The following is a 22,362-nucleotide window of genomic DNA, read 5'->3' on the forward strand; positions in this document are numbered from 1 at the left end:
CCCTGTTCTAGCACGGGCAGTGCGGCTGTCGCATGCACTGATGCCGCGTCCACAGATTCGGGGGCTGATCTGCCTCATCCTGAGCTTGTCGAAGGATGCTCGACCGCAGTGTCGTGCGGCCATCCTTCGACAAGCTCAGGATGAGGTCGGTGAGTTCAGTCCAGGATCTCGTAGTGGATGGGCTTGAACGCGTAGTTGTTGGACTGCAGCGCCGAACAGGCCGTCAGCCCGATGATGAGGTCCATCTCCGCCGCGAAGACGGTGTAGTCGCCGGCGCGGCTGCGCGGCGGCTCCACCTTCAGCTCGCCGGTCGCGCCATCGACGGTCACGTTCATGAACACGTTGAAGGCGATGGGGATGCGGTCCGGGCCGATGCCGAACGGCGCCAGCGCGGCCGCAAGATTGCCGAAGCAGCCACGGTGCGGATGCTCGTCGCCATAGATGATGCGGAATGTGTCGGCGGAGCAGGGCGTCAGCAGGAAATCGTGCCGTCCGACACGGTCCTCCTCGAGGCGGAGCATGACATTGCTGCGGTTCGAATAGAGCGGATCGCCGGTCGTCAGGAAGATGCGGCTGGCATAGTCCAGCGTGCGGCCCGACGAGATGACCTCGTCGACGTCATCCGCGTTAAAGGCCAGCAGGTCCGCCACCTGCTCGCCTTCGGGATCGCTGACCTTCAGCCGCTGCCCCCGCTTCAGGGTGAACGCCACGCCGGAGCGGGGTTCGATCCTATGAAGCATCGGCCAGATCCTTGTGCGGCGCGTGGAACGGGCAGGTCCAGTCATTGGCCACCGCGCGCCCGCTGTATTGCCGTGCGGCGGACGCCTCGCCGTGACGTGCGATCATCGGGTTCGGCGTGCCGGCCAGCGCGAGGTCGCGCTTCAGGATGCTTTCGCGCAGGCGCTCATATCGGCCCTGCTCGCGCAGCATTTCGAACTGGCGGCGGATGTTGAACACGATTGCGGGGCTCTCGAACCGGCGCGCAGGGCGGCTGGCATTCGGATGCAGCCCGACCACGAAGAATGCCTCGCCGCCCACGCTGAACGAGAAGTGCGGGCTTTGCGGATCGGCGTCCACATCGGCGTCGTAGGGAACGCCGCGCCAGGCATCCTTGTCGGCAAGCGACTGCAGCCGCGCCCACAAATGCTCCTCGAACTCGGCTTCGGAGAGCCCCGTCGGGCCGTCGAAGACGACAATGAGGCTCTGGAACAGTGTGGGATCGGCGCGGTAGCGCTGGGCAAGCTCGAACAGTTGAGGATACAGCCGGAGATCGTCCCAGCCCGACGTGATGTCGCGAGCGGAGATCACCTCCATCTGGTCTTTGGCGAGAGCGGACTTGGCTCCCACGCAGGAAAACGAGGGATCACGGACGAACTGGCGGAAGCGCTCCGCCAGCGGGTTGTTCTTGTCGGTCATAGGGGCCTTACACGCGATACGTACGATTACGTCCGTGCCGCCCTATCGTTCCGGCGCCAAACTTAACGTGATTAAAGGTCCTTCACCTCGGTTTCGGGCCGGTCCTCGCCGTCCGCGACCTCCTGGTGCCAGCGGCCCTTCTCGTCTTGGTACTCGATCCCGTCCGTCTCGCCGGCAAGCTCCTGCTCCGCGGCAGCGTTCTGCGCGGCGGAGAGGGCATGATCGTGGGTGGGATGCGTCTCGGAGAACACGTCGCCGACCTTGTAGGCCCAGCCGCCATTGTGTTCGACGATCTCGTAAGTGACCTTGCTCACGCGCATTCCTCCCGGTGTTTCGAGACTCCAAACGCGCGGCATCCGCCGACGTTCCTCCGCACGGAAGCCTCTGGTCAGGCGGCCGAATGGCTGACGGGCTTTTTATCGTACGATACGAAACCCGTTCTCTTTGGAAGTGTTCTTGTTCCAGCAACGCAGCGCACCGCCTGCCGACCGGGAACATGCCTTGAGCAGCACGACACCATCCGGCGGCGGTCTCAACCGTCGCAACTTCCTCACCGCGACCGCAAGCGGCGCGGCCCTTCCCTTTGCTTCGAAAGCGATGGCCCAGATGCCGGACGCCAACCAAGCCGATGCCGATCCGCGCGACCTCGTGGACGTGAACCTGCGGATCAATGGCCGCGACCATGCCCTGAAGCTGGACGCCCGCACGACCCTTCTCGACACCCTTCGCGAGCATATCGGCCTGACCGGCTCCAAGAAGGGCTGCGATCAGGGCCAGTGCGGCGCCTGCACCGTGATGGTCGACGGCACTCGCGTGCTGTCCTGCTTCACGCTGGCGATCGCCGCGCAGGGCACCGAGATCACCACCATCGAGGGCCTCGCCGGCGAGGGCGGCGACCTGCACCCCATGCAGCAGGCCTTCGTGGACCATGACGCCTTCCAGTGCGGTTATTGCACCCCGGGCCAGATCATGTCCGCCGTCGCCTGCGTCAACGAGGGGCACGCCAGCTCTGACGACGAGATCCGCGAATATATGAGCGGCAATCTGTGCCGTTGCGCCGCCTATCCGAACATCGTGGCCGCGATCAACCAGGCCAAAGACGTGATGGGGAAAGCCTGATGCGCCCGTTCACCTACCAACGGGTCGACGCGCCCGAACAGGCCGTCATGGCCGCGCGCGCGCCGACCGCGAACGACACGCCGCCCACCATGGCGCAAGCCCAGTTCATCGGCGGCGGCACAACGCTGCTGGACCTGATGAAGCTGGACGTGATGCAGTCGCAGACCCTGGTCAATGTGGCGCATCTGCCGGCCCGCATCGAGATCACGGACAAGGGCCTTTACCTCACCGGCGCCGTGCGCATGGCGCAGGCCGCCGAGGATGAGAATGTTCGGCGCGAATTCCCCGTCATCGCCGACAGCCTGAAGCTGGCGGCCAGCCAGCAGCTGCGCAACATGGCGACACTCGCCGGCAATGTGCTGCAGCGCACGCGCTGCAACTATTTCCGCGACGTCTCCTACGCCCAGTGCAACAAGCGCAATCCGGGCTCCGGCTGCGCGGCGCTGGACGGCCATAACAGGCTGCATGCGATCCTCGGCACCAGCGAGCACTGCATCGCCTCCTATCCCGGCGACTTTGCGCAGGCGCTGATCGCGCTCGATGCGCAGGTCGAGGTGGCGGGGCCGAACGGCGCACGCAGCCTGCCCTTCGCGGACCTGCACCGCGAGCCGGGCGACACCCCGCACATCGAGACGGTGCTGGCGCCGGGCGAACTGATCACCGGCTTCACGGTGCCGCGCGGTGGATGGACCCGCAGGTCTCTGTACCTCAAGGTTCGCGACCGTGAATCCTATGCCTTCGCGACCGCCTCCGCCGCCGTGGCGCTGGAGATGGACGGCAGCACGGTGACGGAGGCGCGCATCGCGCTTGGCGGCGTCGCCACCAAGCCGTGGCGGGCTCGCGAGGCTGAGGCCGAACTGGTCGGCAAGACGCTGGACCAGCCTACCCTCGACGCCGCTGCCCGCGCTGCCTTCAAGGACGCCAAGGGCTACGAATACAACGCCTTCAAGGCGGAACTCGGCCGTCGCACGCTGACACGCGCGCTGCTCGACGCCGGGAAGATGGAGATCCGACCATGAGCGCCGCCGCACCCGAACCAAAAGCCAATATGGGACAGCCGGTCACGCGCTATGACGCCGTGGCCAAGGTGACCGGAGGGGCTCGCTACCCCTCCGACCAGAGCGTGGACCGACCGGCGCACGCTTTTCTCGTGATGAGCGCCATCGCCAAAGGCCGCATCACAGAACTGGACGAAGCCGACGCGCGCGCCGTTCCGGGCGTGCTCGACATCTTCACGCACAGGAACACCGGCGAACTCACCAAGACCGAGTACAAGCCCGGCGGGGGCGGTGCCTCCACCTCCATGCAGGGCTTCGGGCCGGAGATCGATCACGGCAAGCAGATCGTGGCCATGGTCGTGGCCGACACCTACGAGGCCGCGCGCGAAGCGGGCTATCGCCTGAAGATCAGCTATGCGGAAGAAGCGCCCACCGCGACCTTCGGCTCACCCGGCGCAGACGTGAAGGACGCGGACCCGGAAGGCAGCGAGGAAACCAAGAAGAACGAGCGCGAGAAGACCGGCGATGCCGATGCTGCGCTCGCCTCGGCGGCGGTAACGGTCGATGCCGAATATTTCATGCCGACGCAGCACCACAATCCGATCGAGCTCTTCACCACCACCTGCGTGTGGGAGGGGCCGAAGCTGACGATCCACGAGCCCAGCCAGTTCGTCTACGGCCTGAAGAACAACGTGGCGAAGCGGCTCGACATCAGCCCCGACGATATCCACGTGGTCAGCCCCTTCATCGGCGGCGCGTTCGGCTCCAAGGCGCAGATGACGCCGCGCACGGCGCTGGTGGCTTTGGCCGCAAAGAAGATCGGTCGTCCGGTGAAGCTCTTCGCCACCCGCGACCAAGGCTACACCGTGTCCACCTATCGGGCCGAGACCAGGCATCATGTGAAGCTGGGCGCGGACGAGAAGGGCAAGCTCGTCGCCTACTGGCACGAAGGGCAGGAGGTCACCTCCCGCCCGGACACCTATTCCGTGAGCGGCACGGAAGAGACGCAGCACCTCTACCATTTTGGCGCGGTGCACAGCCACGTGGACGTGGTGCACGCCGACCGCAACACGCCGGGCTTCATGCGTTCCCCGCCGGTCGTGCCCTATGTCTACGCTCTGGAAAGCGCGCTGGACGAACTGGCCGTCAAGCTGAAGATGGACCCGGTCGAACTTCGCCGCGTCAACGACTCGATGAAGGACAGCTTCGGCAAGGAATATACGAGCCGGTCCCTGATGGCCTGCTACGACGCCGCCGCGGAACGCTTCGGGTGGTCGGCCCGCAATCCCGAGCCCGGCTCCATGCGCGATGGCGACTGGCTGATCGGCTGGGGCTGCGCCACCGCCGTCTATCCCACGCATATCGGCGCGGCGGCCGTGCGCGTGCGGCTCAACGCCAATGGCGGCGTGCTGGTGCAGACGGCGGCACACGATCTCGGAACGGGTGCCTACACCGTCATCGCACAGGAGGCGGCGGATCGGCTGGGCGTGCCTTATGAGAACGTCGAGGTGGAGATCGGCGACAGTTCCCTGCCGGCGGCCACGGTCGCGGGCGGCTCCAACACCACGGCCAGCGTCTGCTCGGCCGTGATCAAAGCCTGTGCCGCAATCAGCAGCCGCCTCGTCGGCAGCAGCGCCGGGGTGGCTATGGGCGGCAATCTGGGGGCCCTGTTCCAGCAGGCGGGCGTCAGCCAGATCGAGGAGTATGCAGAATACGTCCCGCCGGGCGGCAGCGCGGACGCTATCGCAAAGCTGAGCAAGGGCCAGCCGACCCTCACTGGCGGCGGCTCGGGCGAGAAGCTGATGTATGCGCTCGGCGCTGAATTCGTGGAGGTGCGGATCAATGCCCGCACCCGCGAGATCCGCTGCCCTCGTGCGGTCGGCGCGTTCGCAGGAGGCCGCATCATGAACACGCGCACGGCCCACAGCCAGCTGATGGGGGGCATGATCTGGGGCATTTCCTCGGCCCTGCACGAAGAGACCGAGATCGACAAGAAGCGGGCCCGTTACGTCAACGACAACATCTCGGAATACCTCATCCCGGTGAACGCCGACATCAAGGACATCGACGTCATCATGCTCTCCGAGGAGGACAGCGAGGTGAACCCGGCCGGCGTGAAAGGCTTGGGGGAACTCGGCAATGTCGGAACGGCGGCCGCCATCGCGAACGCCGTCTACCATGCGACGGGCATCCGCGTGCGCGACCTGCCGATCCGCATCGAAGACCTGCTGGCGTGACAGGCCTGCCGCCGGCGGTATCGGGCGACTGGCCGGATTTCGGCCTGGTGGATGACATCAGGCCGGCGCTGGCGACAGCCATGGCAGCCGGCAAGGCTGCTGCCTTGGCCACCCTGCACGCCGCGCAGGGTGGCGCGCCGCGCGGGATCGGCGCGCAGATCCTGTTCACCGAGGACGATGCAGCCGGCTATGTGTCGGGCGGATGCGTGGAGGCCGACATCGCCCGCCACGCAATGGAAGTGCTCGGCAGTGGTGAACCCCGCCGTATCGTTTACGGGCGCGGGGGGCCGCTGGACATCCAACTGCCCTGCGGCGGGCGCATCGAACTGCTCGTGGAAAGGATTCTTCCCGACGACGCGGCGGCACGGCGCCTCGTTGATCTGATGGCCCGCCGGGAGGCCGCGCTCTGGCTGACCAACGGATATGAGCGGGCCGTTCTCGCGGAGGGCGAGGATTGCTCCCGGCTGCCAAGCGCGCTGCGAGGCGCGTTCGCACATGCGCACGGTGCATCCCCTGGCGACGGTTCGGCCATATATCGCGTCTACGAGCCCCCGCGCCGCGCGATCGTTCTCGGCAGCGACCCCACCGTGCTCGCATTTGCGTCCGTGGCGGCTATGATGGGCGTCGAGGTGACACTGGTCCGTCCGTCGGGCCCGGCATCGCCCCCGCCGGTTGCCGGCATCAGCTACAGGCGCGAGCGTCCGGGTGCAGCACTCGCCTCGTTGAAGCCGGACCGCTGGACCTCGGTGGTGATCGCCATGCACGACGAGATCAACGATCATGAGGCACTGATGGCGGCACTGCCGTCCCAAGCCTTCTATGTCGGCCTGCTCGGCAGCCGCAGGCGCCTTGGGGACAAGCTGGATCGCCTCCGAGACAGCGGTCTGGATGCGGCGGCGATCGCCCGCCTGCGCGCCCCCATCGGCCTGCCGCTCGGCGGCTCCTCGCCTTGGGAAATCGCGCTGTCGATCCTCGCCGAAATCACGCGGGATACAGATGCCATTCGCCTGAAGTCTTGGCCGGCGGCGGATGCCCGCGCAGCCTGAGGCCCGGTTCGCGGGCATCATCCTCGCAGCGGGACTTGGCAGCCGCTTCGGCGGCCGCAAGCTGCTCGCCCCTTTCCGCGGAGGCGTGCTGCTGGATAGGGCGGTGGATGCCGCCTTGGCCGCACCGCTCGATCCCGTGATCCTCGTCACCGGCGCGGATGCGCGGGACGTGGAAGCCGCGGCACGCGCGCGCGCCGCTTCTGCGGGACGGGATCTGCTCTGCGTCCATGCCGCCGAGCATGCAAATGGTCTCTCCGAAAGCCTGATGGCCGGTCTCGCCGCCGTGCCGGAACGGTGCGAAGGCGCCGTGGTCTTCCTCGGCGACATGCCGAACCTGCCCGCCGATATCGTCGCCCGCCTGATCGGCGCGCTGCGGCCCCGCCACCTCGCGGCGGCACCGCTGTTCCGGGGCCAGCGCGGGCATCCCGTTCTGCTGCGACGCGAGCTCTTCCCGTCCCTTCAGGATTTGCAGGGTGACAAGGGGGCGGGAACGGTCTTGCCGGGCCTCGATGATCGGCTGCTTCTCGTGGAGCACGACGATCCCGGCATCGTGTTCGATGTCGATCGCCCCGAAGACCTTCACAGTTCCTGACCAGCCACCATTTCTCGAAATATCACGTTCAAGAACACCGGCTATCAAGCCCTTCGGGATGGCCTAAGATGCGGCCGCCGAGGACATGAGGATGAACATGCTGATCGACACTGTCGCCCAAGCCATCTGGAACGAGCACGCCGGCGCGGAAGGCGCTGGCTCCTGGGAAGCGGCAGAGCCCGCGCTGCGCGAGCGCTTCCTTGGCTATGCCCGGGTCGCCGTCCAGGCCATGTCCCACCCGACGCCCCACATGCTGAGCGAAGGAAACCGGGCGCTGCAGACCTGGGAGCATTCGGAACATTACCGCAGCCCCGTGGACGGCATCTGGCACGCCATGATCGTGGCCGAGGTACCGGACCGCGAGCGGCCCCGCCGGGTAGGCTTCGACGAACTCTGACGGCGGCCTTTGCAGGGTGCGGACGCCGTCTCTACATAGAAGGCGATCCCTCAGGAGCCTTCCATGTCCGCTGCCCCGGCAACCTCCGACAATCCCCTGCTCCAGCCATGGACGGCGCCCTTCGGGGCTCCTCCCTTCGCCGAGATCAGGCCCGAGCATTTCGCACAGGCCTTCGAGGCGGGACTCGCAGAGAGCACAGCCGGGATGCTTGCGGTTGCCGCCGATGCGGACGAGCCGAGCTTCCAGAACACCATCGAGGCGCTGGAGGCGAACGGGCCGATCCTGCAGCGGGTCTCGTCGGTGTTCTTCAACCTTGCCGGCGCCGACACCAATGACGCCATAGAGGCCGTGGAGCGCGACATCGCGCCGGTGCTGTCGCGCCATTCCAGCGAGATGTTCCTGAACGGCGATCTGTTCCGCCGCATCGCCACCCTCTACGGGCAGCGGGACACACTCGCGCTGACGCCGGAGCAGCGCCGGGTGCTCGATCGCTATCATACGATGTTCGTGAGGAACGGCGCCGCGCTGCCGGAGGCGCAGAAGGCCCGTCTGGCCGCGATCAGCGAGCGTCTTGCCACGCTCTCCACCTCCTTCGGCCAGAACGTGCTGGCCGACGAACGCGCCTGGACGATGACGCTGGGAGCCGACGACCTCGACGGGCTTTCCGAAGCGCAGGTCGCCGCCGCCGCCAAAGCCGCCGAGGATCGTGGCGTCGCCGGCTACGTCATTACCCTGGCCCGCTCCAGCATCGAACCGTTCCTGCAATCCTCGACGCGGCGCGACCTGCGCGAGACAGCCTTCCGCGCCTGGACGGCACGCGGCGAGAACCCCGGCGCCACCGACAACCGGCTGGTCGTCGCCGAAATGGTGGCGTTGCGGGCCGAATATGCCCGCCTGCTCGGCTATGAGAGCTGGGCGCACTTCAAGCTCGAAGACGTGATGGCGAAGACGCCGGAGGCGGTGCGCGGCCTGTTGCATCAGGTGTGGACGCCGGCCAAGGCGCGCGCCGCCACCGAGCAGCGCGACCTGCAGAAGCTGGCCGCCGGGCGTGGCGACAACATCGAGATCGAGGCCTGGGACTGGCGCTTCTACACCGAGGCGCTGCGCAAGGAGCGCTACGATCTCGACGACGCCGAGGTGAAGCCATACCTGCAGCTGGAGCAGATCATCGCGGCCGCCTTCGACACCGCGACCCGGCTGTTCGGGGTTACGTTCGATGAGCGCCCGGACATGCCGGTCTACCATCCCGACGTGCGGGCCTGGGAGGTGCGCGACGCCGAAGGCGGTCATGTCGGCCTCTTCCTGGGCGATTACTTCGCCAGGCCCTCCAAGCACAGCGGTGCGTGGATGAGCGCCTTCCGCAGCCAGGAACGGCTGACCGGCGACATCCGTCCCATTATCGTCAACGTGATGAACTTCTCGAAGCCGCCCGAGGGCCAGCCCGCCCTCATCGGCATGGACGATGCGCGCACCCTATTCCACGAATTCGGCCACGGCCTGCACGGCCTGCTCTCGGACGTGACCTATCCGCTGATTTCCGGCACGGGGGTGGCGCGCGATTTCGTGGAGTTGCCGTCCCAGCTTTACGAGCACTGGCTGGAGCAGCCCGAAGTGCTGAGCCGCTTCGCGGTACACCATGAAACCGGCGACGCCATGCCCACCGAGATGCTGGACCGGCTACTCTCCGCGCGCCGCTTCAACCAGGGTTTCGCCACGGTGGAATACACCTCCTCTGCCTTGGTCGATCTGGATTTCCACCTGCTGACCGACACCGGAGAGCTCGACGCCGCACGGTTCGAACGCGACACGCTGGAGCGGATCGGCATGCCGCGCGCCATCTCCATGCGTCACCGCACCCCGCATTTCGGGCACATCTTCTCCGGCGGCTATTCGGCGGGTTACTACTCCTATCTATGGTCGGAGGTTCTCGACGCCGATGCCTTCGACGCCTTCCGCGAGGCAGGCGACATCTTCGACCCGGCCACGGCGCGGCGGCTCAAGGACTTCATCTACTCGGCCGGCGGACGGCAGGATCCGCATGAGGCCTACCGCGCTTTCCGGGGCCGCGATGCCTCGCCGGAAGCCCTGCTGAAGAAGCGCGGACTGGACGTGGCGGAACTGGCGAGCGGCGAGGTGTAGAGGGCACGCTCCGCCTCATCCTGATCTTGTCGAAGCACGCCTGCTCGCTCCGCGACCATCCTTTGACAGGCTCAGGATGAGGTTCGTTCTAGACTGAACGGCCCGTGGCAGCAGGGGCGGCGGCTTCCTATATTCTTTCGCAGAAACAGATAAGGAGCCTGCATGGCCACCACTGCGCACACGTCGAAGCTCGGCTTCGATCTCACACCGCCCGACGCCGACGAGATGGCACATCTGACGGCCGACCTGACGCCGGAGGAGAGCCATATCCTGCTCGACCACGGCACCGAACGGCCGTTCTGCGGGGTCTTCAACGGCAGCAAGGAAACGGGCGTCTTCACCTGCCGCGTCTGCGGCCTGCCCCTGTTCCGGTCCGCCGCGAAGTTCGAGTCCGGCACCGGTTGGCCGAGCTTCTTCGCTCCGGTCGATCCCGAGCACGTCAAGATCGTGCGCGATACGAGCTACGGCATGGTGCGTGAAGAGGTGCGCTGCGAGCGCTGCGACAGCCATATGGGCCATGTCTTCAACGACGGCCCGCGCCCGACCGGCCTCCGCTTCTGCATGAACTCGGCGTCCATGTCGTTCGTGCCGGAAGGCGAGGAGATCCCGGACAGGCTTGAGCGGGATGATCCGCAGACCGTGTGACAATGAAAAGGCCGGCGGCAGGAACCGCCGGCCTTCTTCTATCAGGCGGCCAGCTTCAAGCTCCCGCGCACCTCGGCCGCGATCTCGTAGGACCGCAGGCGCGCCGTGTGGTCGTACATCATCGAGGTCAGCATCAGCTCATCGGCGCCGGTCAGCGTGATGAAATCCTGCAGCCGCTCGTGCACCATGTCCGGTGTGCCGATGGCGGTGCAGGAGAGCACGCTGTCCAGCATCGCCCGGCTGCGGGGGTCGAGGCTCTCGAGATAGCCCGGCACCGGCGGCGGCAGCTTCTGCGGCTGGCCGGTGCGGAGCGCGACGAAGCTCTGCTGCGCGCTGGTCGCCAGCACCCTGGCCTCCTCGGCATCGTCGGCCGCGAAGATGTTGTAGCCGAGCATGACATAGGGCTTGTCCAATTGCTCGGAGGGGCGGAACGTCTCGCGGTAGATGCTGATGGCCGCCATCATGTCGCCCGGCGCGAAATGCGAGGCGAAGGCGTAGGGCAGCCCGAGATGGGCGGCGAGTTGCGCCCCGAAGGTGCTGGAACCGAGGATCCACAGCGGCACGTTCAGCCCTCCGCCCGGCACCGCCTTCAGCGCCTGGTTCGGCCCCGGCTCGGCAAAATAGGCCTGCAGCTCCAGCACGTCGCGGGGGAAGGTGTCGCCATTGGAGTCGAGGTTGCGGCGCAAAGCGCGCGCGGTCAGTCCGTCACTGCCGGGCGCACGGCCGAGACCGAGATCGATGCGGCCGGGATAGAGGCTCTCCAGCGTGCCGAACTGCTCCGCGATCTGCAGAGGCGCGTGGTTCGGAAGCATGATGCCGCCGGCGCCGACGCGGATGGTCGACGTGCCCTCCGCGAGATAGCCGATCAGCACCGAGGTCGCGGCGCTTGCCACGCCGGGGATGTTGTGGTGCTCGGCCACCCAGTAGCGGCCATAGCCCCAGCGCTCGGCATGCTGCGCGAGGTCGCGGCTGTTGCGGAAAGCGAGGGCGGCATCGCCACCTTCGATGATGGGGGAGAGGTCGAGGACCGAAAACGGGATCATGCAGGCGATGTAGTGATCGCTAGTCAAATCCCAAGAGGCTCGGGCAGGCTTAATTCACTGCCCCCCAGAAACGCCAAGAGCGGCCAGTGGCCGCTCTTCTTGTCCGAACCGATGAGGTTCGAGGTCCGTCTTCAGCCGCGCTTGAAGGCGCGGGCCGGGATACCAAGGATCTGGAGATCCGCAGCGGCCGGAACGTGATGGTTGCGGGCTGCTTCACCAGCGCGGATGGCAGCGCCGAGCATCTGGAAGACATTGATAACAGTCGTCATTTCTCTGTTCCCTTCTCTGTTGAAGGGAATATGATCTCAAACTACATGCATGAGTAGTGATTTAAAACAGGCTCAGCCATGCGCTGTGCGCATATCTCTGTCATGGTTCCTTAAACTTTTACGCAATCGTCATCTTACCGCCCGTAGATATCCTCGAACCTCTCGATATCGTCCTCACCGAGATAGCTGCCGGTCTGGACCTCGATCACCTCAAGGTCGATCTTGCCGGGATTGCGCAGGCGATGCATGGCCCCCTGCGGTATATAGGTCGACTCGTTTTCCGAGATGATCTTGCGCTCGTCACCGATGGTGACCTCGGCGGTCCCTCGCACCACCACCCAATGCTCGGCGCGGTGATAATGCTTCTGCAGCGACAGCGTGCCGCCCGGCTTCACGACGATGCGCTTGACCTGGAAGCGGCCTCCGGAATCCAGCGACTGATAGAACCCCCAGGGGCGGTAGCCCCGCGCATGGGCGCTGGCCTGGGCGTATTTGCGGTCGCGCAGATGGCCGACGATGGATTTCACGCCATCGGCGTCGCCCCGGTTCGCCACCATGACGGCGTCGTCATCCACCACGACGACGAGGTCTTTCATTCCGGCAAGCGCCAGCACCGGGCGGTCGCTGATGGCGATGCAGTTCTCGCTGCCGACAAGTTCGACGGTGCCGCGCGTGACATTGCCGCGAGCGTCCTTCTGGCTGGCGTCCCAGATGGCACCCCAGGTGCCGATGTCGGACCAGCCGCAATCGACCGGCACGACCGACACGCGCGCGCTGCGTTCCATGACGGAATAATCGATGCTCTTCGGCACCACTGCGAGGAAGGGCTCACGCGCCAGCAACAGAAAGCCGAGATCCCCCTCGATGCCGCGGACGGCCTCCTCCACTGCCGCGGCGCTGTCGGGCTCGAACTCGGCATAATCCTCCAGCATGGCGGATGCGGAGAACAGGAAATTGCCCGAGTTCCACATATAGCCGTCGGCAACGTAGCGTGCCGCCGTCTCGGCATCGGGCTTCTCGACGAACTCGGCGACCGGGTTCAGCCCGCCCGGGCCCTCGTCCGTTTCCGGGCGGATATAGCCGTAGCCGGTGGCCGGCGAGGAGGGCTCCACGCCGAACACGACGATGCGCCCCGCCATGGCCGCAGGCAGCGCCGTCTCGCAGGCCGCGCGGAACAGGTCGGGCCGCTCCACGAGGTGATCGGCCGCCAATGTCAGCAGGACGGCATGGGGATCGCGGCTGTGGACGAGGTGGGCCGCAGCCGCGATGGCCGGGCCGGAGTCGCGCCGCGCCGGTTCCAGCAGCACATCCGCCGCAACGCCGAGCGCCTCCAGCTGCTCGGCAACGAGGAAACGGTGGTCGGCATTGGCCACGATCAGGGGTTTGGCGAAAAGCTCCGGATCCTGCACCCGCAGCACCGCCTCCTGAAAGCTCGAACGCTCGCCCACGAGAGCGATGAACTGCTTCGGGCGGCTCTCGCGAGAGGCCGGCCATAGCCTTGCACCGGCTCCCCCGCACAGGATCACCGGCACGATCTTCGTTGCCAACATGCGCACCCCCATCGGCCTGCAACCAGGCAAAACCACTACGTCGAACGCTGACATGCTGCGGCGAGGCGCAGGCGCCTCACCGCGTATTGCGCTCAGCCACCCCGAGTGCCCAGTCGAGAAGCCGGCCCGCCTGCTCCTGGCCGGCGGCTTCCACATACACCCGCAGTTCCGGAGCGTTCCCCGAAGCCCTGAAATGAACCACATCGCCGGAGGCCGCGCGAATGCGGACCCCGTCCAGGGCACCGACATCGTCGAGAGGGCCGAGATCCCCCAGCTCCCGCTGGACGAAGGCGGCATCTCCGAGGCGCTCGAGAAAGGCTGCCGAGCGAGAGGGGTCGACGTCCTTCAGCCGGTCGCTGCGCGCCGAGGTGAAACCGGCCGAGGCAGCCACTTCGGACAGCCGCCGACCTGCCGCGATCTCCGACAGCGCACACAGGATCGGCAGCATGGCGTCGCGCGTCATCAACGCCTCGATGACGCCATGGCCGCGCGGCACCGCCGATCCGAGCAGGACGCCGCCGTTCGCCTCGAAGCCGAGCACCGGACCGGTGGCGGTGCGAAGCGCCTCGACCATGCCCTCGATCACAAAAGGTGAACCCACCCTGGTGCGCCGCACGCCTGCGAACGCGCCAGAGGTCTCGATCCCGGAATTGGACGTCACGGGCGTGACCACAATCTCCGCGCCGAGCTGCCGGGCGGACAGGACGCCCAGGAGATCGCCACGGAGGAAATGGCCGGTCTCGTCGGCGACCAGAGGCCGGTCGGCATCGCCGTCTGTCGAGACGATGGCGTCGAGGCGCGTTTCGGACGCCCATTGCAGCGCGAGCGCCTTGTCCTCTTCGCGTAGTGCCTCCGTATCGACGGGCACGAAACTGTCGGAGCGGCCAAGCGGCACCGCCTCGGCGCCCAGCGCCGTGACGATCTGCACCATGAGGTCGCGCGCCACGGACGAATGCTGGTAGACGCCGACGCGCAAGCCCCTCAGGCCTTCCGACCCGAACGTCTCGGTGTAGCGCCGCGTATAGTCGGGCAGCACGTCCACGGTTTGCATGGCGGAACGCGCCGCAGGTGGCTGGAACAGGTCCGGCGCGAGCGCGGCGTGCAAGGTGGAGATCCGGACCTCGTCGGCCTTATCGATCTCGCCCGAGGCGCGGTAGAATTTCAGCCCATTGCGGTCATCCGGAATATGACTGCCCGTGACCATCAGCGAAGGCAGGCCATGCCGCTGGCCATGAAGGGCAAGCGCCGGCGTCGGCACTTCCCCCGCGTCGAGCGGGATCAGGCCCGCGCCCGACAGGGCGGCCCCGCACAGAGCCGCGATATCCGGGCTGCTGCGCCGGAGATCGCGCCCGATGAGCACCTCACCCGTCCATCCAGGTGGCGCATCGGCTTTCAGCATCTCCGCGAACGCGGAGGTATAGGCATAAGCCGGCACGCCGTTCAGTTCGTCCGCGAGCCCGCGCAGGCCGCTCGTTCCGAACTTCAGGGAAGACTGGGTCAACGGGCACCTCGGATCCGGAAAGCTGCCGCTGCTACGACCGGAGCATGTTTGCAACCATGAGATGCATAAGGGTGGAAGATCAAGAGTTTATGTCCCTTCCTCCGCCATCCCTATCGCCCGTAGATCGTGTCCAGTGTCCGGCTGACGGTGACGAGGCGTTCGGCCTCGAGATCGAAACATTCGCCACCCGCAAGGCGCATGGCCCAGTCGGCGCCTGCACGTCCGCCCCATTGATCGGGTGGAGTGGCCAAAGTCTCGCGCGACGTGCCGCGATAGCGCTCGGCCACGAAGTCGTAGAAGGAGCCGTCGACATTGCGCAGCGCCGCGCCACCCTCGGTGCCGTAGAAGGCGGCCGAGATGACAGCGTCGCAGCCCGCCTGCAGACGCCATGAGCACGCGAGTTGGACAGCCGCGCCCGTGTCGAGCTGCAGTGTCGCAAGCGCGTAGTCCTCTACGCGGCCAGCACCGGCGAGCGGTTCGCCGCCGGCGAACAGCGTGCCCTTGGCGTGGGAGACGGTGGGGAAATCCAGCGCCCACAATGCAAGATCGACCAGATGGACACCGAGATCCATGACGCAGCCGCCGCCCGACTGCGCGGGGTCGTAGAACCAGGCTTTGTCCGGGCCATAGGCGTTGTGGAAGACAAGATCCACCGCATAGATGCGCCCGAGTTCGCCACCGCGCAGCAGGTCGCGGATGCGCTGCATGCCCGCCGTGTAGCGATAGGAGAAGTCGACGCCCAGCAAGCGGTCCGCCGCCCGCGCGGCCTCAACCACGGCTTGGGCCTCGCCCGCATCACGCCCCAGCGGCTTCTGGCAGAACACAGCTGCCCCCGCCCGAAGAGCCGCTATGGACTGTTCGGCGTGCATGGCGCTCGGTGTCGCGATGACCACGCCGTCGAGGCCGAGCGCCAGCATCTCATCCAGCGAGGACACGACCTGTGCATGGGGCGCCAGCTTCAGCGCCTCCACCACCATGTCCGCGGAGGTGTCGGCGACGGCGACCGCATCGACCGTGCCGGTCGCGAGCATGGCCTCCATGCGGTGGCGGCCGATCCAGCCGGTGCCGAGGAAGCCGAGGCGGGGACGTGTCGCGGCCATCAATAGGTCACCAGCGCCTTGAGGAAACCGTCCGGCCGGTCGCGCGTGGCGTCCAGCGCCTCGTCCAGCCGCTCCAGCGGGAAGCGGTGCGTGTAGAGCTCCGAGGGGTCGAGCCGCCCGGAGGCCACCGCCTCCACCGCTTCGCGTATGCCCTGCATGTAGACCTCGGGATCGCGCTCATGCGCGTTGATCACGTCCAGTCCTCGCCAGTTCCACATCTGCATGTTGACCTGACGTGGGCCGTCCTGATGGTAGCCGGCGATGATGAGGCGGCCGCGCTCCCGCGTCAGTTCGGCGGCGAGGTCGAGAGGCCATTGCTTGCCGACGGCTTCGATAACCCGGTCGCAGAACGTGCCTCCGGTCAACTCGCGCACCCGTTCGATGATGGCCCAATGGTCTTCCATCGGGATGGTCTCGGCCGCGCCCATGCGGCGCGCCACGTCGAGCGAGAAGGGGCGACGGGAAATGGCGATGACGCGCGCACCCGCCTGGCTGGCAAGCCGCGTCAGGACTGCGCCGAGGAAGCCGATGCCGACGATGGCGACCGTCTGCCCGGCCGCGATCTCGCTGCGGCGGAAGATGTTCATCGCGCATCCCAGTGGCTCGCCGGGGAAGGGCTGGCCGGCCAGGCTGTCCGGCAGGCGCACCACGGCGGAGGCGTCCGCGACGTCGTAATCGGCGTAGCTCTTGTAGGAGAGCGCGGCGACGCGATCACCCACAGCAAGCCCCTGCACGCCGGGACCTAGCGCATCCACCACGCCCCAGCCCTCATGGCCGAGCGCGCCCGGCTCGGTGGGGAACTGCATCCAGTCCGGACCCGACCATGGCGTGAGGTTGGAGGCGCACACGCCGCAGCCTTCCAGGCGGATGCGGACCTGCCCCTCGCCCGGCTCCGGGATCGAGGTGTCCGAAACCGTCATCTGCCCCGCGCCCGTCAGCACCGCCGCACGCATACCTGCCGCCTCACTCATGGCCCGCTCCGTTTTCCCGCGGCCCCTGTTAGCCCCGACGCGGTGCGCCCTCAAGCGCGATGCGGCCGGAACCGCCGGCGCGTTCCGGATGTTTGGAGGGCGAAGCCGCAGCACCAGCGACCACGCTGCGCGACCTCGACCCCCGAAGGTACCCGCCCGATGCGTGCTGCTGTCGTCCTGAACTCCACGGCAGGCGCCGATGTGGGACAGTCCACCACGGCCGACCAGGTGCTGGCTTGCCTGAGGGCGGCCGGGCTCGACGCCGAACTGGCGGGCCGACCCGATAACAGCCTGCCTGAGAAATTCGAGGCGGCCGTGGCCTCTCGGCCTGACGTCGTCGTGGTCGGCGGCGGCGATGGCAGCATCGCCTGCGCGGCGCAGCGGCTGAAGGGCCAGGACATCCCCCTCGGCATCATCCCGCTCGGCACCATGAACCTGATGGCCAAGGATCTCGGCCTCCCGCTGGAACTGGAAGGCGCGGTTTCGGTCATCGCTGCCAGCAATATTCGAAGGATCGATGTCGGCGTGCTCAACGGCCACGTGTTCCTGTGCAAGGCCATGGTGGGATTGCCGGCGAACATCGCGCAATTGCGCGAGCACGGACGGGGCAAGATGAACGCTCGCGGCTGGTTGAGGCTGCTCCGGCACCTGGCCGTGGGGCTGAACCGGTATCCGCTGCTGTCGATGGCCCTGCTTATCGATGGACAGACGAAGCGGGTGCGCACGCGCGCCATCGCCGTGTCCTGCAACGCCTATGATGAGGGGTTCGGCCGCGTCCTGCGTCGGTCCCACCTCGATCGCGGGGAACTGGTCCTCTACATCCCGCACGGTCTGACGTTGTGGAAGCTGCTGCGTCTCGGCGCGGGGCTCGCCACCGGCACCTGGCAGAAGCAGGAAGGCCTGGAAAGTCACCCGCTCAAGGAACTCGAAGTGCTGAGCCCTCGAAAGCTTCTCCGCGCCATGTTGGACGGCGAGGTGCGCCTGCTGGAGACGCCGCTGCGCTTTTCCGTAGAGGCCGGCGCCCTGCGTGTCATGGCGCCGCTCCCCATTGCCGACACCGACACACCAGCCGCGACGGAGGTCAGATGACCCGCCTTGCCCATGTCTCCGACCTCCACTTCGGGCGTACCGATCCCGTCGTGGTCGATGCCCTGCGCGAGGAGATCCGAGCCGACGCCCCCGACATGGTGGTGGTGTCGGGCGACCTGACGCAGAGCGCCACGCCGGACGAGTTCAGGCAGGCCAAGGCCTTCCTCGACAGCCTTGGCCGCCCAGTCTTCGCCGTGCCCGGAAACCACGACATACCGCCGACCAATCTCTGGGAACGCTTCACCGATCCCTACAAGCGCTGGCGGCGCTACTACTCGGACGCCAAGGAGCCCGTCTGGTGCAATGACGAGGTGGCGCTGCTCGGCATCAACACCGCACGCCGCATCGGCTGGCACTGGAACTGGGCTTACGGCCGCATCACAAAAGACCAGCTCGAAGATCTGGAGCACCGGCTGGCAGCCTTGCCTAAAGGAGTCGTGCGCATCGTGGTCGCGCATCATCCGTTCCTCCCGCCGGAAAAAGCGCCGGACACCAAGCTGGTCGGCCGGGTCGACAGGGCGCTGGAACTGTTCGCACGCCACGATGTGCGGATCGTCGTCGCAGGCCATCTCCATCGCGCCTATTCGCGGCTGGCAAAGGCGGGCTCTGGCTCGGGTGTCATGGTGGTGCAGGCCGGCACCGCGACATCGACGCGGCTGCGCGACGAGGCGAATGCCTACAACCGCTTCCTGGTGACTGAAGGTGTCGTGTCGATGGAGACGCGGGTGTGGAACGGCGCGTCCTGGGAGACGGGCTTCACCTCGGCGAACCTGCTCGCCCCGCAGCCGGACACCGTCAAGGAAGTGGTGGCGGAGCCCGGCCCGGGCGTGGCGAAGGTTACTGAATCGGCGGGCTAATCTCGTCCGGATTGGGATTGGGCATCTCGTCGGGCAATTGCTCCGGCGGGGGCTCCTCGATCGGCGCGGGCGGCACCGGCTCGGGCATCGGCGGCGGGATGGGCTGCGGCTCGGGCGTCGGTATGCCGGGCTCGTTTCCGGGAATGGACATCGCTCTCTCCGTGGCTTGTCAGGGTCAACGGACGCCCTGCCGTGCGGTTCCGCACAGGCTAGTCGGCGAAGGCCTCGGCGCGGGCGCGGTCGAGTTCGTCGGCATAACGCCGCACGGCATGGCTCTCGCTGAGCAGCCCCACACAGCGCAGGCCTGAGTCCACCACCGCCAGTTCCTCGGCCTCGGTGCGGTCGAAGACGGCGATAGCCTCCTTTACGGTCATGCCGGGGGTGACGACGTCGGATTGGCTGCGCAGCAGGTCACCGACCGTTCGGGCGCTCTCGTCGTCCGGAGAGAAGGCGTCGGGTAGATAGAGCACGCCCGCATACTGGCCGGTGCCGTTGACCGCGATCAGCCTCTCGGCGGACCCCAGCGGAAACGCCGCGCGGATCTCCTCAAGCGGCTGGTCCTCGCGGATGAGGGTGACACCGCGTTTCATCAGCCGCTCGACGGTGAGGTTCCTCAGCCAGCCGACATCGTGCGCGCTGCGGATCGTCTCGCCGCGCAGATGCAGGCGCCATGTCGAGAAGGAGTAGCCGAACAGCTCCCGCACAGTGAGCCCGGAGACGATGGCGGCCGTGAGCGCCGCGCCGGTGATGACGTAGTCGCCGGTCATTTCCAGCACGAGGAACGTCATCGTCAACGGCCCGCCGACCACCGCGACGCCGAGCGCGCTCATCCCGATGACCGCCGAAACCAGCGGATCGAAGGGTATTGCGGGCAGGAGCCAGGCCACTGCCGCCGCGAACAGCTTCCCGAGCAGGGCGCCGAGGAACAACGACGCGAAGAACAGGCCGCCCCTGAAGCCGGACCCGAGCGAAACCGCGGACGCGACCGCCTTGAGTACGACCAGCACGGCGAGCCCGCCGACGGCGATGTGCGGCACCAGTTCGTGATGCAAGGCGGCGTGCCCGCTGGACAGCACCTGCGGGGAGATCAGCGCAAGACCGCCGACGATAAGCCCACCGAGCATCGGGCGCACCGCATCGGGCAGGCGGGTCGCCTTGAAACCTGCCTCGACGGTGCTGACGCCACGCATGATCGCGATGCCGAGCAGCCCGCACACCACGCCGAGCACGATGAACAGGCTGTATTCCGCAGGGCCGGTCTGCGGGGCCAGCGTGAGGTGCAGCGGCACCGCGCCATAGCCGAGCGCCCGCACGGTGAGCGAAGCGCTGAGGGCCGCAGCCATCACGGGCGCGGCGCCGGCAATGGAATAGGTGCCGATGATCAGTTCGAACGCATAGAACGCGCCTGTCAGCGGCGCGTCGAATGCAGCCGAGATGCCGGCCGCCGCCCCGGCACCCACCATGAGCCGCATATCGCTGCGCCGAAGCCGGAACCGCAGCCCCAGCTTGGAGGCAAGCGCGGAGCTGACCTGCGTGTAGGCCGCTTCGAGCCCAACGGACGCTCCGCAGGCATTGGACACCAGCGTCTGGACCGCAACCATGACACTGTCGGTGAACGACATGCGTCCGCCATGCAGCGCGTTCGCTTCGATGGGGTCGACCGCCGGGCGTGGGCGGGCGCGGCGGGAGAGCATGATGATGAGGCCCAGCACCAGACCGCCGCCCGCCGGGATCAGCGCCATCCAAGGGGTGGCCAGGACGCCTGAGCCGCTCAACCGGCTGTCGTCCGGCAAGCTGTAGAGAAAGCGCTGGATACCCCAGGCGGTCTGGCTGATGAGGGTGACCACGCCGCCGCCAGCTACGCCGATGAGGGCCGCGAGGACGACCAGCGCAAGTTCCCGGCGCCGCACCAGCCCACGAAGGCGCGCCCACGTCTTCACCCACGAAGAGGAGACGGGGCTCTGGCGTTTGGGCGTCATGCTCCCCCCATACACCGGTCAGCCGCTGCCTGCCATCGCACCCGACTGGTGCAGTGAAGAGGTGACCTGCAAAATGTCCGGTGTCCCATATCTATTCTTCCTGCTACAGAAAAGGCCGCACGTGGGAAGAAGTCGATGCCGGGCATGCAGGTTCTAGGGCAGCGCTACGCCTTCGTAGTGCTCGGCGCGGTGTTTTGCTGCCTTCTGGTCTCGGCCGGCCTCCGCAGCACGCCCGGCGTCCTGATCCTGCCTCTGGAGCAAGGCTTCGGCTGGAGCCGGGACGTCGTCTCGCTGTCGGCCGCCATCGGGATCTTCCTGTACGGCCTCGTGGGACCGTTCGCCGCCGCGTTCATGGAACGCTACGGGCTGCGCCGAACGATCATGGGGGCGCTGTGCGTGATGGCCGGGTCCACCGCCGCATCCTCGCTGATGAGCGAGCCATGGCATCTCGTCCTGAGCTGGGGCGTTCTGTCGGGGCTCGGCTCCGGATGCCTTGCGCTGGTGCTCGGCGCAACCGTGGTGAACCGCTGGTTCGCCACCAATCGCGGGCTCATGATGGGCGTACTTACCGCCAGCACGGCCAGCGGGACGCTCGTGTTCCTGCCGGCCTTGGCCGCTATCGCTGAGACCTATGGCTGGCAGGCGGTGGTGCTGACCATCGGGGCGGCTTGCGCGCTGCTGGTGCCCGTTGTTTTCCTGCTCGTTCCCGAGCGTCCCTACGATGTGGGGCTGGTTCCCTATGGTGCGGCCGGCGCTCCGCAGCCGCCCGAGCCCCGGACCGGACTGCTCGATCTTGCCGTGGGCAGCCTTGTCGTGGCCGCACGCACCCGCACCTTCTGGTACCTGTTCACGACCTTCTTCATCTGTGGTTTCACGACGAATGGCCTGGTGGGCACCCACCTCATTGCCTTCTGCGGCGACATGGGAATCTCCCAGATCCATGCGGCCAGCCTGCTGGCCCTGATGGGTCTCTTCGATCTGGTGGGCACGACCCTTTCCGGCTGGCTGACGGACAGGTTCGATCCGCGCCGCCTGCTGTTCGTCTATTACGCCGTGCGGGGCCTATCCCTCCTTTATCTGCCCTTCTCCGACTTCTCGGTGCAGGCGCTCACTGTCTTCGCCGTGTTCTATGGGCTGGACTGGATCGCGACAGTTCCGCCTACGCTGCGCCTGGCCTCGGAGAGGTTTGGTGACCAGCGCGCGCCCGTCATCTTCGGCTGGATCGTCGTCGGCCATCAGATCGGCGCCGCGTCCGCTGCGTATCTCGGCGGCTATATGCGCACCGTGCAGGGCAATTACTTCGACATGTTCCTGCTGGCTGGCGCGACCGCCGTATTCGCCGCCTTTGTCGCTCTGCTGGTGCGCCGCGAAAATCTGCCAAAGCCTGCCTAGGCGCGCAAAATCCTTTGCGCAG

At 67.0% G+C, this 22,362-nt stretch carries 22 protein-coding genes; 12 read left to right on the top strand and 10 right to left on the bottom strand.

Going from position 1 to position 22,362, the window contains the following annotated elements; genetic code table 11:
* Positions 1 to 155 precede the first annotated feature (155 nt).
* The 3 genes from SCD90_RS14400 to SCD90_RS14410 all read right to left on the bottom strand — a co-directional run bounded on the left by SCD90_RS14400 (position 156) and on the right by SCD90_RS14410 (position 1,730).
* Positions 156 to 740, bottom strand: coding sequence for an urea carboxylase-associated family protein (locus SCD90_RS14400; RefSeq protein WP_319845399.1), 585 nt, complete (start codon positions 738 to 740; stop codon positions 156 to 158).
* Positions 730 to 1,416 (bottom strand): guanitoxin biosynthesis heme-dependent pre-guanitoxin N-hydroxylase GntA, encoded by a 687-nt coding sequence (gene gntA / locus SCD90_RS14405; protein ID WP_319845400.1) that lies wholly within the window; start codon positions 1,414 to 1,416, stop codon positions 730 to 732. The genes SCD90_RS14400 and gntA overlap by 11 nt, the downstream gene beginning before the upstream one ends.
* 71 nt (positions 1,417 to 1,487) lie before the next feature.
* The gene (locus SCD90_RS14410; RefSeq protein ID WP_319845401.1) at positions 1,488 to 1,730 is read right to left on the bottom strand and encodes a hypothetical protein; all 243 of its coding nucleotides are present in this window, start codon (positions 1,728 to 1,730) and stop codon (positions 1,488 to 1,490) included.
* 187 nt (positions 1,731 to 1,917) lie between these two features.
* Between SCD90_RS14410 and SCD90_RS14415 the strand changes: the two genes are divergently transcribed.
* From SCD90_RS14415 to msrB, 8 genes are all read left to right on the top strand, one after another.
* The gene (locus SCD90_RS14415; protein ID WP_319845402.1) at positions 1,918 to 2,535 is read left to right on the top strand and encodes a (2Fe-2S)-binding protein; all 618 of its coding nucleotides are present in this window, start codon (positions 1,918 to 1,920) and stop codon (positions 2,533 to 2,535) included.
* The gene (locus tag SCD90_RS14420) at positions 2,535 to 3,554 is read left to right on the top strand and encodes an FAD binding domain-containing protein (protein WP_319845403.1); all 1,020 of its coding nucleotides are present in this window, start codon (positions 2,535 to 2,537) and stop codon (positions 3,552 to 3,554) included. The genes SCD90_RS14415 and SCD90_RS14420 overlap by 1 nt, the downstream gene beginning before the upstream one ends.
* The gene (locus SCD90_RS14425; RefSeq protein ID WP_319845404.1) at positions 3,551 to 5,770 is read left to right on the top strand and encodes a xanthine dehydrogenase family protein molybdopterin-binding subunit; all 2,220 of its coding nucleotides are present in this window, start codon (positions 3,551 to 3,553) and stop codon (positions 5,768 to 5,770) included. Before SCD90_RS14420 ends, SCD90_RS14425 begins: the two co-directional genes overlap by 4 nt.
* Positions 5,767 to 6,816 carry an XdhC family protein gene (locus SCD90_RS14430; RefSeq protein WP_319845405.1) on the top strand — a complete coding sequence of 350 codons (1,050 nt, stop codon included), beginning with the start codon at positions 5,767 to 5,769 and terminating at the stop codon, positions 6,814 to 6,816. Before SCD90_RS14425 ends, SCD90_RS14430 begins: the two co-directional genes overlap by 4 nt.
* A complete protein-coding gene (locus SCD90_RS14435; protein ID WP_319845406.1) occupies positions 6,800 to 7,408 on the top strand; it encodes a nucleotidyltransferase family protein in 609 nt (202 codons plus the stop codon). Before SCD90_RS14430 ends, SCD90_RS14435 begins: the two co-directional genes overlap by 17 nt.
* Before the next feature lie 97 nt (positions 7,409 to 7,505).
* Positions 7,506 to 7,805 (top strand): hypothetical protein, encoded by a 300-nt coding sequence (locus tag SCD90_RS14440; protein ID WP_319845407.1) that lies wholly within the window; start codon positions 7,506 to 7,508, stop codon positions 7,803 to 7,805.
* A gap of 63 nt (positions 7,806 to 7,868) precedes the next feature.
* Positions 7,869 to 9,944, top strand: coding sequence for a M3 family metallopeptidase (locus SCD90_RS14445; protein ID WP_319845408.1), 2,076 nt, complete (start codon positions 7,869 to 7,871; stop codon positions 9,942 to 9,944).
* A 162-nt stretch (positions 9,945 to 10,106) separates the two neighbouring features.
* Positions 10,107 to 10,589: a peptide-methionine (R)-S-oxide reductase MsrB gene (gene msrB, locus SCD90_RS14450; protein WP_319845409.1), complete on the top strand. Its 483-nt coding sequence runs from the start codon at positions 10,107 to 10,109 to the stop codon at positions 10,587 to 10,589.
* Between the two features lie 41 nt (positions 10,590 to 10,630).
* On the opposite strand, the gene SCD90_RS14455 is transcribed toward msrB, so the two are convergent.
* Positions 10,631 to 11,632: an LLM class flavin-dependent oxidoreductase gene (locus SCD90_RS14455; RefSeq protein WP_319845410.1), complete on the bottom strand. Its 1,002-nt coding sequence runs from the start codon at positions 11,630 to 11,632 to the stop codon at positions 10,631 to 10,633.
* A gap of 86 nt (positions 11,633 to 11,718) precedes the next feature.
* Between SCD90_RS14455 and SCD90_RS14460 the strand changes: the two genes are divergently transcribed.
* On the top strand, positions 11,719 to 11,958 hold the full coding sequence (locus SCD90_RS14460) for a hypothetical protein (protein ID WP_319845411.1): 240 nt from the start codon (positions 11,719 to 11,721) through the stop codon (positions 11,956 to 11,958).
* A 77-nt stretch (positions 11,959 to 12,035) separates the two neighbouring features.
* On the opposite strand, the gene SCD90_RS14465 is transcribed toward SCD90_RS14460, so the two are convergent.
* The 4 genes from SCD90_RS14465 to SCD90_RS14480 form a co-directional block, all read right to left on the bottom strand.
* A complete protein-coding gene (locus tag SCD90_RS14465) occupies positions 12,036 to 13,448 on the bottom strand; it encodes a mannose-1-phosphate guanylyltransferase/mannose-6-phosphate isomerase (RefSeq protein WP_319845440.1) in 1,413 nt (470 codons plus the stop codon).
* A 79-nt stretch (positions 13,449 to 13,527) separates the two neighbouring features.
* Entirely contained in the window at positions 13,528 to 14,952 is a 1,425-nt protein-coding gene (locus SCD90_RS14470; RefSeq protein ID WP_319845412.1) for a phosphomannomutase, read from the bottom strand.
* A gap of 110 nt (positions 14,953 to 15,062) precedes the next feature.
* Complete coding sequence (locus tag SCD90_RS14475) at positions 15,063 to 16,052, bottom strand: Gfo/Idh/MocA family protein (RefSeq protein WP_319845413.1); 990 nt, start codon at positions 16,050 to 16,052, stop codon at positions 15,063 to 15,065.
* Complete coding sequence (locus SCD90_RS14480) at positions 16,052 to 17,023, bottom strand: MDR/zinc-dependent alcohol dehydrogenase-like family protein (RefSeq protein ID WP_319845414.1); 972 nt, start codon at positions 17,021 to 17,023, stop codon at positions 16,052 to 16,054. Before SCD90_RS14480 ends, SCD90_RS14475 begins: the two co-directional genes overlap by 1 nt.
* A gap of 159 nt (positions 17,024 to 17,182) precedes the next feature.
* On the opposite strand from SCD90_RS14480, the gene SCD90_RS14485 reads away from it, so the two are divergent.
* Together SCD90_RS14485 and SCD90_RS14490 are read left to right on the top strand one after the other, a co-directional pair.
* Positions 17,183 to 18,112 (top strand): diacylglycerol/lipid kinase family protein, encoded by a 930-nt coding sequence (locus tag SCD90_RS14485; protein WP_319845415.1) that lies wholly within the window; start codon positions 17,183 to 17,185, stop codon positions 18,110 to 18,112.
* Positions 18,109 to 18,969, top strand: a complete 861-nt coding sequence (locus SCD90_RS14490; protein ID WP_319845416.1) for a metallophosphoesterase family protein — start codon at positions 18,109 to 18,111, stop codon at positions 18,967 to 18,969. Before SCD90_RS14485 ends, SCD90_RS14490 begins: the two co-directional genes overlap by 4 nt.
* Here the strand turns inward: SCD90_RS14490 and SCD90_RS14495 are convergent.
* Complete coding sequence (locus SCD90_RS14495; RefSeq protein ID WP_319845417.1) at positions 18,950 to 19,120, bottom strand: hypothetical protein; 171 nt, start codon at positions 19,118 to 19,120, stop codon at positions 18,950 to 18,952. The two genes, SCD90_RS14490 and SCD90_RS14495, sit on opposite strands and share 20 nt — an antisense overlap.
* A 58-nt stretch (positions 19,121 to 19,178) precedes the next feature.
* A complete protein-coding gene (locus tag SCD90_RS14500; protein WP_319845418.1) occupies positions 19,179 to 20,948 on the bottom strand; it encodes a chloride channel protein in 1,770 nt (589 codons plus the stop codon).
* 135 nt (positions 20,949 to 21,083) lie between these two features.
* Between SCD90_RS14500 and SCD90_RS14505 the strand changes: the two genes are divergently transcribed.
* The gene (locus SCD90_RS14505; protein ID WP_319845419.1) at positions 21,084 to 22,340 is read left to right on the top strand and encodes an MFS transporter; all 1,257 of its coding nucleotides are present in this window, start codon (positions 21,084 to 21,086) and stop codon (positions 22,338 to 22,340) included.
* The last annotated feature ends 22 nt before the right edge of the window (positions 22,341 to 22,362 follow it).

It is taken from the genome of Terrihabitans rhizophilus (assembly GCF_033898525.1).
GTDB lineage: Bacteria > Pseudomonadota > Alphaproteobacteria > Rhizobiales > Methylopilaceae > Flaviflagellibacter > Flaviflagellibacter rhizophilus.